The 15,550-nt window shown below is 37.8% G+C and carries 9 protein-coding genes and 1 pseudogene; 6 read left to right on the forward strand and 4 right to left on the reverse strand.

What is annotated here, in order from left to right:
* The first annotated feature begins 277 nt into the window (after positions 1 to 277).
* From malQ to DBO93_RS11540, 5 genes and pseudogenes are all read left to right on the forward strand, one after another.
* A complete protein-coding gene (gene malQ / locus DBO93_RS11520; protein ID WP_108456477.1) occupies positions 278 to 2,443 on the forward strand; it encodes a 4-alpha-glucanotransferase in 2,166 nt (721 codons plus the stop codon).
* Between the two features lie 36 nt (positions 2,444 to 2,479).
* Positions 2,480 to 4,363 carry an alpha-amylase family glycosyl hydrolase gene (locus DBO93_RS11525; RefSeq protein WP_239058976.1) on the forward strand — a complete coding sequence of 628 codons (1,884 nt, stop codon included), beginning with the start codon at positions 2,480 to 2,482 and terminating at the stop codon, positions 4,361 to 4,363.
* A 294-nt stretch (positions 4,364 to 4,657) separates the two neighbouring features.
* Positions 4,658 to 4,873, forward strand: a complete 216-nt coding sequence (locus tag DBO93_RS11530; protein WP_108456478.1) for a hypothetical protein — start codon at positions 4,658 to 4,660, stop codon at positions 4,871 to 4,873.
* 237 nt (positions 4,874 to 5,110) lie between these two features.
* Positions 5,111 to 5,505, forward strand: a pseudogene (locus DBO93_RS11535) (HPP family protein).
* Positions 5,506 to 5,938: 433 nt separating this feature from the next.
* On the forward strand, positions 5,939 to 6,307 hold the full coding sequence (locus DBO93_RS11540; RefSeq protein WP_108456479.1) for a PH domain-containing protein: 369 nt from the start codon (positions 5,939 to 5,941) through the stop codon (positions 6,305 to 6,307).
* Between the two features lie 96 nt (positions 6,308 to 6,403).
* Here the strand turns inward: DBO93_RS11540 and DBO93_RS11545 are convergent, their stop codons facing one another.
* Positions 6,404 to 7,090, reverse strand: coding sequence for a glutathione S-transferase (locus tag DBO93_RS11545; protein ID WP_108456480.1), 687 nt, complete (start codon positions 7,088 to 7,090; stop codon positions 6,404 to 6,406).
* A 114-nt stretch (positions 7,091 to 7,204) separates the two neighbouring features.
* Here DBO93_RS11545 and DBO93_RS11550 point away from each other — a divergent pair, with 114 nt between their 5' ends.
* Entirely contained in the window at positions 7,205 to 9,505 is a 2,301-nt protein-coding gene (locus tag DBO93_RS11550) for a peptidase U32 family protein (protein ID WP_108456481.1), read from the forward strand.
* A gap of 121 nt (positions 9,506 to 9,626) precedes the next feature.
* On the opposite strand, the gene DBO93_RS11555 is transcribed toward DBO93_RS11550, so the two are convergent.
* The 3 genes from DBO93_RS11555 to DBO93_RS11565 form a co-directional block, all read right to left on the reverse strand.
* Positions 9,627 to 10,544 carry an aldo/keto reductase gene (locus DBO93_RS11555; RefSeq protein ID WP_108456482.1) on the reverse strand — a complete coding sequence of 306 codons (918 nt, stop codon included), beginning with the start codon at positions 10,542 to 10,544 and terminating at the stop codon, positions 9,627 to 9,629.
* Positions 10,545 to 10,605: 61 nt separating this feature from the next.
* Positions 10,606 to 12,096, reverse strand: coding sequence for a tryptophan halogenase family protein (locus tag DBO93_RS11560; RefSeq protein WP_108456483.1), 1,491 nt, complete (start codon positions 12,094 to 12,096; stop codon positions 10,606 to 10,608).
* 142 nt (positions 12,097 to 12,238) lie between these two features.
* Positions 12,239 to 14,995 carry a TonB-dependent receptor gene (locus DBO93_RS11565; RefSeq protein ID WP_108456484.1) on the reverse strand — a complete coding sequence of 919 codons (2,757 nt, stop codon included), beginning with the start codon at positions 14,993 to 14,995 and terminating at the stop codon, positions 12,239 to 12,241.
* Positions 14,996 to 15,550 lie beyond the last annotated feature (555 nt).

A 15,550-nucleotide genomic window follows, 5' to 3' on the forward strand; every position in this document is an offset into this window, starting at 1 on the left:
TTGCAGGGTTTTAACAATGACAATACACAGTTTGTAGTTAATCCAAAATGTACGGCTAAGTTTAATTAAATCAGTAACGAGATTGTTAAATCAAAATTAATGCCCGTTCATCAGTTTTTTTAAAAAGCATTTATTGCTGAAAATAAACTCAGCGCCTTGTGTCGAATAAAAGTATTGCAGCCGCTAATGAATAACACGACTGCGTGATCAGGTCGTCACTTTAAAAATAAAATCGCTAGCACACACGTGCTAAGCGAAAAGCAAAGAGAAACATAGAATGAATTTAATTGAGAAACTTGCAGAACTTGTTGGCTTTCATGCAACCTACACCAATTCATTTGGCGAGCAAGTTTACGCTCAAGATGAGGCGAGACATTCGTTACTTAATGCCATGGGTTATGATTTGTCTTGTGATGAAAAAATAGCTAACAGCATAACCGAGTTAGAACAAATTAGCTGGCGCAACATGCTGCCACCATCGCACGTAGAAAAACTTGAAGCCACGCATCATGAAATCATCATTAGCATTGTTGAGTCTGCCTTAACAAAATTGTCATATGATATTACTGATGAGTCTGGTGAAAAAGTTAGTCATAACGTGGCTTTAACGTCATTAACCTTAAAAGAAACCGTTAGGTTTAGCGACGCAACCTATCATAAATACACACTGCCATTGCCAAATCTAGCGCAGGGTTATCATCAAATTACACTGCAATATGGTGATGCTAGTGCCAGTTGCCCATTAATATATGCGCCACAAACTTGTTATAGCCCTCAAGAAGCCTCTAGCGAAAAAATGTGGGGATATGCTGCGCAGTTATATTCACTAACCAGTGAAGATAACTTAGGTATGGGTGACTTTGGTGATTTAGCCAAACTGGTTGAAAAATCAGCTAAGCAAAAAGCCTCAGCAATTGGTTTAAATCCTTTGCACCCGTTATATCAAAATAATCCGGCGCATCGCAGTCCATATTCTCCGACCAGTCGTTGCTTTCTAAACACCTTGTACATTGACTTAAAGCAAGTACCAAATTTTTCAACTTGCCAAGCGGCACAGTCACGCTTTAACAGTGACGAAATTCAAAACAAAATTGCCTATGCAAAACAAACAGAGCTCATTGACTACCCTGCTGTTGCCGATATTAAGTTTGATATTTTAGAAATATTATTTCAAGACATTAGTAACTTATCACTCGAGCAACAAACCGAATTTACTGACTTTAAAACCAGTCAAGGTAATGATTTATTACAGCTTGCTACCTTTGAAGCACTTTACGAACACTTTAGAAAAATTGATGAAAACACTTATGGTTGGCCCGATTGGCCAGTTGCTTTTCAAGCACCTGATAGTGATGAAGTAAAAGCATTTCAACAAACGCACTCAAACCGTATTAACTATTTTTGTTTTGTACAATGGCTAGCCCATAGACAATTAAAATCAATTGCTGTGCAAGCGAAAAAATCAGGTATGCCTATCGGTTTATATCTCGATTTAGCTGTAGGTTGCGATGGCTCAGGCGTTGATGTTTGGTCAGACAAAGATGTGTATGTGGCAGGTGCTGCGGTAGGTGCACCACCCGATGCAATGAATACCATAGGACAAGATTGGGGACTAACGCCAATTAATCCTGTTGCACTTCAAAAACAAGGATATCAGCCGTTGGTTAAGGCCTTACGAAGCAATATGCAATATGCTGGAGCCTTGCGCATCGATCATATTTTAGGGTTAATGCGCCAATATTGGGTCGCTCCAGGAATGAGAGCCGATGAAGGTGTTTATATCACCTTTCCGCTAGCAGACATTTTACGCATAATCGCTTTAGAATCTCGCAGAAATAACTGTGTTGTTATTGGAGAAGATTTAGGAACTGTGCCAGACGGTTTTGGCGAAATAATGGCAAAAGCAGGCTTATTATCTTACAAAGTGTTATTTTTTGAACGTTGGGATTCAGGCTTTTTTATGCGTCCTGAGCTTTACCCTGCACAATCTATGGTTACCGTATCAACTCATGACTTACCGACATTAACAGGTTGGTGGACAGGTAAAGATCTTGAATGGCGTCAAAAGCTTAGTCTTTATCCTAATGAAGCAATGGGTCAAAACGAGCGTGACAGCCGCATTAAAGATCGCCAATTACTTATCGATGCATTATACGATCTTAATGTCATGGATATCAGTAAAGCCCCAGCTCAAGCACCCGCTAAAATGAATAGGGAATTGAGCTTGAGCGTACAAAAATATATGGCAAAAGCACCAAGTCATATTCAATTAATTCCGCTAGAAGATGCCTTAGAAATTGTTGAACAAGTTAATATTCCCGGCACAATTGATGAACACCCAAATTGGTTGCAAAAATTACCGGTAACAATTGAAGCATTTGATACAACTGATTCAGTGAATGAGTTAGCCACAGCAATGAACGCTGCTAGACCACGATCGTAATCGCCACTATATTTGTTAACCTTGGATAATAAAATTATGTTTAAAAAGAATAAACTATCCGCTTTACTCATAGCCTCAATATCAACATTAGCATTCGCTGGATGTGGTAGTGATGAAGTCGATAAAAAAACAGAAACTGAAAAGGCACGGGTTGAACAAACACTTGTTGAAAAACAAAAGCTATCTTCAAGTTCTGCTTCAATGTCAACTCAAAAGCACTATAAAACTGCCGCAGATTTACCGCATTATCTCGATCGTGACGTGCAAGAAGAAGTGTTTTACTTTGTTATGCCCGACCGATTTAATAACGGCAATACCGATAACGATTTAGGTTCAAAAACCCAACCAATTTCTGCAGGTGGCTTTGATAAAAGCCATAAAGGCATGTTTCATGGTGGCGACATTCAGGGTTTAAAAGACAAATTACCTTACTTAAAAGAGCTCGGCATTTCTGCAATTTGGTTAACACCTATTTTACGTAACCAAGCCATGCAAGCTGACAGTTCAGGTTATCATGGTTATTGGGTATTAGACTTTACCGAAATTGATCCGCATTTAGGCAGTAATGACGATTTAAAAGATCTTATTAGCAGTGCGCACGCAGAAAACATTAAAATCTATTTTGATATTATTACCAACCATACCGCCGATGTAATTAAATATGTTGAATGCCATGGCGAAGACGGCTTGCAATGGCTAGTTAAATCAGACAAAGGTTGTCCATTTAAATCGTCGGAGCAATTAGCAAATGGCGAAAAATACACCCCGATAATTCCAAAAGGTCATGAGCAATTAAAAACGCCAGCTTGGTTGAACGATCCTAAGTATTACCACAACCAGGGTGACTCATTCTGGCAAGGTGAAAGTTCAAAGCGTGGCGACTTCGCAGGCCTTGACGATATTGACACCAACAACCCTGAAGTATTAGCAGGTATGATCGATATTTTCAAAAACCTAATCACTGAGTTCAAACCTGATGGCTTTCGTATTGATACAGTGAAACATGTTAATACCGAATTTTGGGCTGAATTCTCCCCCGCTTTAGTGAATCATGCGCAGGGCTTAGGCATAAAAAACTTCTTCATGTTTGGCGAAGTTTATAGCTTTACCAGCAAAGAGCTTAGCGAATATACAACCACGGGTAACATGCAGTCAGTGCTAGACTTTGGTTTTCAAAGCGCTATGGTACAAAGTTTAATCGAACAAAAAGGCACTAAGGTATTATCAAGCCTTTTCACTAATGATATTGACTACCTTGATCATGACAGTAACGCTAATCAGTTAATGAATTTTACGGGTAATCATGACATGGGGCGTTTTACTTTTATGCTCAAACAAAGCGCGTTTAATTATACGGAAGATCAAATGATCAAACGTACGCTGCTTGCACATGCCATGACGTACTTTATGCGCGGCGTACCGATTATTTATTATGGCGACGAACAAGGCTTTGTAGGTGATGGCGGCGACCAAGCTTCGCGCCAAGATATGATGCCATCACTTGTTGATAGTTATAATGACGACGACTTACTAGGAACCGATGCCACCACAGCTGACGACAACTTTGATACTAAGCATCCGCTTTATCAACGCTTTGCACAATATGCAGATATTTTTTACCAATACCCTGCACTGCGCAGAGGCGAGCAAAAAACTGTATTTCAATCTGATGAAAATGCTATTTTTGCCGTTACACGCACCTTAACTAAAGAGCATGAAAATACGGCTATACCAAGCTCAGAAATGTTAATCATTTTTAATACTTCTGATGCGCCAGCTAAAGCGAGTATTTCGCTGCAAGAGAAACCTTATAAATTAGTGATTGGCCAAAGCAAGCTAATAAAGTCAGGTGAAAATGTTTATAGCATCGAAGTACCAGCATTAGGTTTCGCAATTTATGAAAAACCAAATAAAAACTAAATAAAAAAGCTAAGCTCTTTCACCTAGTATAAATTTATTAAGTCCACAACTAGCTGCTAGATGTGGACTTTTTTTATGCCTACAATTAACTATTTCAACCATAATGAGTATAAAAATAGCGCTATCTCTTCCTTCACAGAACACTGATTACAAATTTTTACTAATAGCGAATTGAGATAACGAACAAGGATAAATTATTTTCAATATTTAAGACAATATGCAACATTACGCAAAGTTTTGTAATGACACAGGTAATCATTACAAAATGCAAACAAACTTACTGGGTTCGATTCAATGAATACAGAAATTGCAATTTTAGGTGCGGTATTTAAATGCCAGGCTGATGAAGACATTTTTTATCAAAGATTGTCTGAAATTAAAGGTATTAAGAAAATTGTTACTCACAACTCCTATCTGTTAGTAACCATCTTCGATACTCACAAAAAACAGACGATAAGTGATATTAGCGAAGTTTGTGATATATGGCACGCCACAATGGCTAGTCATTAGAGTAAGCATTAGTTTTATATGTTAATGCCGCCCATAAATTAAGTGACAAGGTTATAAGTTTAACGGACGTATTTTTTTACCATGATAAGAGTAATTTTTTCTAGAATGAGAGGTGGTGATATTTGTCCTCCTCGTGTACCCATTTCAAAAGTTGCATGGTCTTGGCTAGGTGCATTTCTTAGCATGTACTTTGTCGCTATTTTAAGTAGCCTGACTGAAGTTGATGTTTTAAAAAGCATGTTCCTTGTCGGTTCATTTGGCGCATCTGCAGTACTTATTTATGGTGCACCACAAGCTGATTTTTCACAGCCAAGAAATCTCATTGGTGGCCATATAATATCAGCTTTCATCGGAGTTACATTGCAAAAGTATTTAACCTTGGATATCGCATTATTAGGTGCTCTGGCTGTGTCAATATCAATTGTCGCCATGCATTTTACACGTACGCTGCATCCCCAGGAGGCGCAACCGCTTTAATTGCTGTTATTGGTAGTACTGAGTTACACAATTCCGGTTATTACTTTGTTATAACCCCAGTTGCCATTGGCACACTCATTTTATTAGTGATCGCCTTAGTGATAAATAATTTATCTAAAAGCCCATTAAGGCACTACCCAAGATATTGGTTTTAAACTCCCGATTAAGCGACCTATTGAACTACCCATTGAGCTACCCATTGAGCTACCCATTGAGCTAGCTATTGAACTACCTATTGAGCCCCAAGCATGTCATTTGTGATTAAACTTGTAGTTTTTAATTGCTTATATTGATGACTTATTCAAATTATTTAGTCACTATTTCGTCTCACAAATGACTCGATAAACTCCTTGTACCAACTTGTAAAAATAGTGAATTTAAGTACACTGTTAAGCAAGAACTGAGTAAATCCTTGTAAATTGTATAAGTCGATATTACAAGAAAATAAGTTATATTTTCATCATCTTGCCTAACATTTTTTTAAATAATGATAAGGTCGTGAACGTTGTTCTCTCAGTGATAACGATTATATCTCTCATATAACAATAAGAGATCTTAAGTAAACTTTCTCCTACATAAGGATGTTCAATGATAGATTTTGACAACAAAGGTTTTTTTAAACTAAAGCAAGATGCCGATTATGGCGAAAAAGTAGCAGATTTACTTTTAGATGATGAGCAGATTGTTGACTCATATAAAACCATGCGAGACGGCGTGGTTTTTACCACTAAACGTATCATTGCGGTTAATGTTCAAGGTATTACCGGCAGTAAAAAAGATTTTACTTCACTGCCTTACAAAAATATTGTTGCTTACTCTATTGAAACATCAGGCACCTTTGACCTTGATTCAGAGTTAGAAATTTATTTTTCAGCCATAGGTAAAGTAAGGTTTGAGTTTTCAGGCAAAACATCAATGCTAGAAGTATCTAAAATAATCTCTAGTCATTTATTGTAATAGCGATATTTTGCCAATCGCTCCAGTTAGCTGCTCAATTATATGAGTAGCTAACTGAACTTGATTTAGAATTAAGTAAAACAATGCCACGATTAATTACTTACCTACAAATACCACTTCTTCCCCACTATTTAGCCACAACGGATATTTTGCCATCACTTTAGTAAACATAGGGCTTTGCAAATAGTTATTAAGCCAAGCTTTAAGGTTTGGATAAGGCGATTGTAAATACCATTGTCGCTCTATACGCGCAAATTGGCGAATAAACGGCAATAAGGCAATATCCAATAAGCTTTCTCGTTCTGATGATAAGAATTTATGCGCAGTTAAGCGTAACTCCAACATTTGTATATAATGTTCGCAAGCCGTACGGCACTCATCAATATTAGTTTCATGATAGCGTTTGGCGCATTTATAAGCTTCTAAACAACGTTTAAATTCCACATCAAATTCAGTAATAAACGCTAACATTTGCGTAAGTACTTCAGGGCTATCACGATGAAGTAAATCGTTAGGATCAGCGCTATTTAGTGCCCATAACATAACATCTAAGCTTTCATCAATAACTTGGCACTTTGCGTTTTCTTTACTGATTGAGTTGTCAGTTTGAGATATCACTAAAATTGGTACCGTAGCTTTAGCTGAAGCTAAAATCATTTCAGGGGGTTTATCACTTAACACCACGTCACGAAGTGCAACCGGTTGATGTGACTTAAAAATAGCAATACGCGCTCGCATTGCATAAGGGCAGTTTCTTAACGAATAAAGGATTGGGAGTGCCATGGGCTCTTCTTAATGCATGCATTTTCTTTAATCATGCAACTTTAACGGTATTCATTAGGGAAATATACGGGTAAAATCCCTGCTTTGAAATTTAGCGAATAAAAAGTTGTACAAATGGATCATAAAATAGAATTATTAGCCCCCGGTGGCGATGTTGACGCAATTAAAGCGGCCATTATAGCTGGAGCCGACGCTGTATATTGCGGTTTAGACACACTAAATGCCCGTAATCGCGCTGCTAATATATCTTTTGAACAACTTATTGGCATCATTCGTCTTGCTCATCAGTACGAATGCCAAATATTTTTGACCTTAAACGTTATTATTTTAGAGCGTGAATTTAAGTCTATTGCTAAATTATTAAGTAAATTAGTTAACACCACATTAGACGGCGTTATCGTGCAAGATATCGGCATGTTTAATATTATTAAGAAGCATTTTCCAACTCTAGATATTCACGCTTCAACCCAGTTAACCACGCATAATATTGGCCAAATTCCATTTTTGAAAAAATTAGGGACTTCGCGAGTTAATTTATCTCGAGAATTAAACTTACGTGAAATAACCGCCATCACAGAAGTTTGTAATGAATATAATGTGCTCACCGAAGTATTTGTTCATGGCTCACTTTGTGTAGCCTTTTCAGGGCTTTGTTATTCAACTTCAGCTAGTGTCGGTAATTCAGGTAATCGTGGCCGTTGCAGCCAAGCCTGTCGTGAAGAGTATGAAACAACACCGTCTGGTCATAACTTCCCACTAAATATTAAAGACAACTCAGCCTTTTTTGATTTACCGGCTTTAATCGACGCAGGTGTGCATTCGTTCAAAATTGAAGGCCGTATTAAAGGGGCAAATTACGTCCATACGGTCGTCGATAGTTTCCGTAAACAAATCGATGGTTTTCTTAATACTGGTGAATTAACACAAGATGGCGAACGCCTTTACAAAGTATTTAATCGCGATTTCTCCAACGCCTTTTTACGCGGTGATTTAAATCAATCGATGTTTATTGATAATCCGCGCGATAACTCAAAAGTACATGCGGTCAGTAAATTTAAAGCTGACGAAAGCCAAGCAATTTCAGTCGTTCAAATTCAAGATGTAGAGCAAAATCTGCAAACAGATAAAAACGACATTGAAGCGGAAGTGGTTGAGAAAATAAAGCATTTAAGTATTGAAAAAGTACCGTTAACCTTAAGCTTTTCAGGCCAACTAGAGCAACCATTAACGGTTACTGTGACTACCACTGGCTTTTCTATTGAGCAAAACACCTTTACCGTGCAATCTACTAGCTTATTACGCGCCAGTGATAACGCCAGTATTGATAAAGCAACCATCGAAAAACGCTTTAAAAGCTTTAATAATGCTGAGTTTTTACTTAACGAGCTAAACTGCGACAAGTTAAATGCCGGTTTAAGTATCCCTTTTAAAGAACTAACCGCACTTAAAAACCAAATTGCTAGCACGTTAAATAATGCGGTTGATATTATCCCTGAGGTGACGTTACCTAAGTTGGTTAGTTATCCTAAAAGTGATACTGCAAAGGCAAGCAAAGCTGAACTATCAATTTTAATTTGTGACGAAGCCGATGTTGCGCTTACAGAGGTTACTGATGCCGATATTTACTTTAAATTACCCGATGCTTACAAACGTGGCTGCACTAAGTATGTTGGCTTTTTACGAGACAATCCACGTTTAATTCCATGGTTTCCTGCCGTACTTATCGGTAAAGATTACGATGCAGCCGTAACGATTTTAGAGCAAGTAAAACCTGAACTTATCGTCACGAATAACACAGGCATTGCTTATAAAGCGAATGCCCTAGGCATAAAATGGATTGCTGGCCCGTTTTTAAACACCACCAATTCATATGCGTTATTAGCCATGAAAGAAGACTTTGACTGTAGTGGCGCGTTTATTTCAAACGAAATTAATGCCATGCAAATGAAGCATATTGCACGCCCTGAAAACTTTAAATTGTTTTACAGCATTTACCACCCTATTTTGTTGATGACTAGCCGACAGTGTTTCTTCCAACAAAGTGTTGGCTGTGAGAAACCACGCATCGACAATGGTTGTATGCTGTCTTGTGATAAGTCGACTAGCATCACTAACCTTAAGGGTGTGTCGTTTGCCATTGATAAGCAAAAAGCGGGTTATCCTAGTATTTATAACCAAGATCAGTTTTTAAATATGGAAATTATTGAAGATTTATCTGATTTATTCGACAGTTTTATGATTGATTTAACCAACATTGGCGCCGGCGATAAAGCCTCTCCTGATAAAGCCTTGTTGATCAGCCAATTTGAAGAACTATTGTCTAATAAATCACAAGATGAAGCATCACCAGTAAAACAACAACTTAATAATTTAGTGCCTGAATCAACGAATATTCAATATCATAATGGTTTGTAGATAACTAATAATGAGTTAGTGAAAAAAATTAAAGCCACTTATTTACTTATGCTTATAAAGTACAAAAGTAAATGATTGGCTTTTTTGATGGTTAATTTAAGTCTTTATTTAAAAAGAAACACTACGGCACTGCTTGGCCATTTCTAGCTTCTAGCAAGCGATACCAATCTTCACGCGAATAATCTATTGCTAAGGCTTGTTTAGCCGCAACAATGCGCTCTGGGGTCGTTGAACCTATAATGGGGCAAATATTGGCAGGATGTTTTAACAACCAAGCGAGAATAACTTGCCAAGGTGCGCAACCATACCTTTTACTTTGGTTGTTTAGCTCGCTTTCAATTCTTTGCTCATCTTCAACTGAAAAAGTGTTGCCCCAAGCAGAATAAGCAACGCCACCCAGCGGACACCAGGCAATAGGCGTAATACCATGCTGCTGACATTGATCTAACGTGCCATCAAGTAAGGTATCGATATTGTGAATATTAATTTCAACCTGATTAACCAACAATGGCATAGACATAGCCGACTTTAATAACGCTAGCTGCGAAGGTTTAAAGTTACTGACTCCAAAATGCTTAACCTTGCCACTGGCTTTTAATAGCGCAAAGGTTTCTGCCACCTCATTAGCGTCAAATAAATAGTCAGGTCGATGCAGCAAAAACAGATCTAAATGATCGGTATTTAAACGTTTTAATGAACCTTCCACACTGGCCAATAAATATTTTTGGTTAAAGTCATAACGAGTAGGTGCGTAGCTATCATCATTATTTTTTGGTCGAATACCCGCTTTCGAGGTAATAATCATTTGTTCACGTAAATGCGGTTGTTCTGCTAATAACTCTCCAAAAATACTTTCACTTGCACCACCACCATATATATCAGCATGATCAAAATGGTTATAGCCTGCATCCAACGCCGTCATTATCGCTCGTTTACCTTTACTACGATCGCTCGTGCTGTAGTCGCCGGCAATACGCATACAGCCGTAGATAAAACGTGATGATTCGATAGTCGATTTGCCTAGTTTACTGTGTTTCATTGATCACTCTGTTTAACAATTGGAATTTAAAAATAACTAAAATAAGTAATATAACTAATCACTACAACCGACAAAAATTAGTTAAATATTCATCATGACTTGGCAGCTTTGTTAGCGGCTCATGTTTGATAGCTTTAATTTTCGCTAACATTGAGTTGAGCTGCTCAAGCGGCATATCATTCGCCAAAGGATGATAATCTTCTGGTTCTATGCCCTGCCCTAACATCACTTGTAACCATGAACCTTCATTAAACAAGTCGTTTTGCTCTCGAAATATTTTGCCGGTTTCTTTAAAGAGTTTAATTTTTTCCGCTAAAGACTCAGGTATGTCCATTTCACGTAAATCACGCCACAGCTGACTGTCATCTCTTTGGTTTACATGATAATGCAAGATAATAAAGTCTCGAATTTGCTCATACTCTATTTTCGATTGACGATTATATTCATCAACTTGAGCTGTACTGATACCCTTTTGTGGGAACATATGAATCAGACGAACAATGGCTGATTGAATCAAATGAATACTGGTTGACTCAAGCGGCTCTAAAAATCCACTCGATAGCCCTATAGCGATTACATTTTTGTGCCACTGTTTACGTCGACGCCCGGTGGTAAATTTTATCACGCGAGGCTCAGCTAAGGGCTCTGATTCAATATTGCCTAATAACAGTGCTTTAGCTTGTTCATCGCTATAATGTTTACTGCTATAGACCAGACCATTACCATTGCGATGTTGCAGCGGTATACGCCATTGCCACCCACCTGCATGTGCAATTGAGCGAGTATAAGGCACGGTTTCAGCAAATCTTTTAGAAGGCACTGCCACGGCTCGATCACAAGGCAGCCAATGCCCCCAATCTTCATAACCGGTATTTAGTGTTTGCTGTATTAGCAGACCGCGAAAACCAGAGCAATCAATAAATAAATCACCTTTAATTACCTCGCCATCTTTTAGTACTAATGATTTTACGTTACCCGTTTTTTGACATTGCTCAACATTTTCAACCATACCCTCGGTACGTTTAACACCAATTTTTTCGCTAAACTTTCTTAAAAACTGTGCGTATAAACCAGCATCAAAGTGAAAAGCGTAAGGAATATCAATAATGGGATCTTTGGACTTTATTTGCGCGAATTTCCCTTGGGTTGCACATAGATAATTCAGGTCATAATCCCATAAATTATCTTTTAGTCCGGCATCTTGTGCACGTTTTAAATAATGATGAAAGTGACAAAAAGGTAAACTTTTTCCTGCGGCACCAAAAGTATGAAAATAACTTTCTTCGGTGTTTTTCCAATTTTCGAATTTAATGCCAAGCTTGATAGTCGCTTTAGTCTCTCGCAAAAATTCAGCTTCATTAATACCAAGAACACTATTAAATAAACGAATTGGAGGAATAGTCGCTTCACCAACACCAACACTCGCTATGTCTTCTGACTCGACCAATTCAACATCAACTGACTTGCCCATGAGCTTTTTAATTAATGAGGCAGACATCCAACCTGCAGTACCACCGCCTAGAACAACGACTTTGTTAATTTTATTTGTCATGTGTAATTCTCTACTATATTACTGCTACATAAATTCAATATTAAACTTTATCAGGGTCCAAATAATAAAACCTGCTAGAAGCCTAGCAGGTTTTTATTTTACAAACGTTTATTTAATTAAACCTAATAATTACACCTAATAATTAAAATTTGTAATTAAGACCTAATGAGTAGTTTGCACCAAACGATTGATAAGACCTAATTTGTCGAGAGTCAGTCGCTTCAGCTTGTAATGTATCTTCATCTGTTAAGTTTTGCGCTTGTAATGTAATGCGCAACCCTTCAAGAGACTCAACACCCGACTCTTTAAAGTCGTAACTAATTTGGGCATCCCAAATCTCTGAGCCTAAATCTTCAGTTTCATCAAGCGCAAGGCTCAAACCACGAGTTTCAGTTAAAAATTCATCGCGTTTAGTGCCAGCAATACGGAATTCAAAACCTTTGTATTCATAATATGCTGTCAATGAATAGCTTTCTTCAGAAAGACCAGGAATACGACCACCGTCTTCTAATTCTCCATCAATGAAGGTTGCACTAACGGCAATACCGAAGCCTTCTAACTTTTCGTGAACTAAGCGAAATGGCACACTTGCTTGAAATTCATAACCGCGTACAAAACCTTGTAAACCGTCTTCAGTTGAATCAACAAAACCTAAAAAGCTTGCTGGTGCCTGACCAGTTGACCCTTGATGGTACTCAGGAATGTAGACATCTGAGAAATCTGTTAATGCCTGACCACTTCGATGCCAATTTTTTAGATCTTTATAGAAAAATGTAGAGGCAAAGTAACCATCTTCTGTAAAGTAATTCTCGTAAGATATATCAAATTGATTTGCTTCTAATGGTTTAAGTGTTGGATTTCCGCTACTTCCTGACCATGCTCCATTTTCAGGATCCGTGCTATTAATATTGTTATCGTTGAATGAGAAAGTTGCTCTATTATTAGGACGCATATCATCCATACGAGGACGACTTAATACTTTACCCATTGCTGTACGAATAAATTGGTTTTCAGCAATTTCAAAGCTTAAATTTAAAGTGGGTAGAATGTCAGTATATGAATCTCCACCACTTACCGGTGTAGCATCAACAAAACCAGTGGCATTATCAACAACCGAGAAACCTGTTGATTTTTGGTCAATATTAACGACTTGCAAGCCAATATTACCACTCATGAACACATCACCAATTTCAGCTTCTAAATTTAGTTTTACATAAGCAGATAATTGTTCTTCATTAATAGTGTAAGTATCACCTAAACGATCAGTTTGCACTAACGAAGCAGCAGTTTCAGTGTAGTAGCCACTCTTATATAAACCAATACTATCGTAAGCTAAAACGCCGTTAATACCGATAAAGCCTAAATCAGCGACACCTAATACATTAGGGATTGGACCATCATTTGGATATTCAGGTGAAGTTAAATAATCACCTTCATTGATTTTTTCTTTGGTGCGGTCTGAATAAAGTACACCAGCTTCAATACCTGAAATGATACCGTATTCTAGTAAACCATTAACTTGTAAACGAACACTGTCTAAATCTTCTTCAAACTCTGGACGATTAATAAAGCCATCTTGTGCGTCACTACCAATGATAGGAGCACCCCAAGCTTGAGGACCTGCTAAACGCATAAGGTTTTCATCAGTATAATCAACACCCGCTAGTGTTGGATGATCACTATACATAACGCCTGTTGAAGTCATTTCCCAAGAGCGTGCAGCACCAGGTCGACCATCAATGCCAGCACGTCCAACACCAGAGTAGCTCTCTACATCAATAATTGATTTTTCAACAGAGCCTGTTGAAATATCTAGTTCAGCAGTCCAGTTTTCACTCAAAACGTACTCAACATTTAAACCAAATGTGGTTAGTTTAGAATCTTGAGTACGGGCATCATTTCGAACAACCGATTGAAAGCCATCCCAGTAGCCAGAAGTAACTAAACCATCTTCTACATTAGTTTCTGTATAGTTTACGCCACCCCAAACTGGGCCACCTTCTTCAAGGCCTCGGCGAACATCATTTTCACTAAAATCTATATATAAAGCGTCGAATTGAATTTTTAATGCATCTGTTGGTTCATATTCGATAATGGCAGCAATTGAATCACGCTCTAAAAGTGCTGAACGAACAAATGAGTCGTGACCACCTAATATTTTATTACCTTCAGGTGTATCTGCATAACCCCATGCGCGGAAGTTTTCTTCTTGGCGTGGTGTTTCTAAAGAAGATAAGACTAAAGCAACGCCTAAGGTATCATCCATAAACTTATCAACAAAGTTGAATGAAAAACGGTGTCCATCATTGTCATAATCTGGGTTTGCTGAATCTTTTTCATTCTGTTCAAAATTGACATTAAACGCCATGACAGAATCTGAATTAAGTGGACTCACTGTCTGTAAATCAACCGTACCACCAATGCCTTGTGACACTAATCCTGCTTCGGGAGTTTTATAAACAACAACATTAGATATGATTTCAGTTGGGTATAAATCATATTCTACACCGCGGTTGTCACCCATACCGAGTAACTCACGGCCATTAAGTGAAGTACCGACATAGTTTTCATTAAAACCACGAACAGATAAGCCACTAGTACGGCCATTTCTTCTTTCCCCTGTTACACCAGGAAGTCGTGCTAATGATTCAGCAATACTTGTATCAGGTAATTTACCAATATCTTCCGCCGATAAAACTTCAACGATAGAGCTTGAACTCATTTTAATTGCTTGAGCTCTTTGTAAGCTTCCACGTATGCCTGTAACTGTGATTGTTTCTACTTCTTTTTCTTTCGCTGTTTCAACTGTTACTTCTTCAGCAAGCAGTGGCATACTTAGTGCGATGAAACCGCTTGATAACAATGCCAAAGTTACTCGGCTTGGTTTAAAATTTAACACTGGTGAACTCCCCTATACATCCATGCTTTAATTATTATTCAGCGATCCGGCGCTGATGTCGTTAATTAGTATTTGTCTCTGCATATTTTTGCAGACGATCATAATATAAAGCGGACGCTTGATGATGAATACACTTTACATACGTATTCATCAAGCACTCAAGGTAGTAAAAACAAGAAAGTATTTTGTTATCCTGCTGTTAATAAGTAACTTACCAAATTGTTTACATCAAAGTGAGTAACGTCTCTTAAAATATTACCCATAACGAAAACCAGACAAACTCAAATAAAGTCCTTGTAATACAATAGTTAAGTTACATTAACACAAACCATTTTCAGTTTTACCCTATCCATGAGCTGGCAACTTGTCTCAATGCTATTAATTTCCAGAGGCATCAGTTTCAATGTCCTCTGAACAAGCTTGAATACGTATGCAAACATCTGCAGATTTAGCTAATACAAACCGATACAAAGCCTAGGTGGTAATAAAAAAAACGCCCTAGCAAGCTAGGGCGTTTAAATTTTATTTGTTAGCTGTAGTATTTATTTTCATTGT

Origin of the sequence: Colwellia sp. Arc7-D (assembly GCF_003061515.1) — a bacterium.
Lineage (GTDB): Bacteria > Pseudomonadota > Gammaproteobacteria > Enterobacterales > Alteromonadaceae > Cognaticolwellia.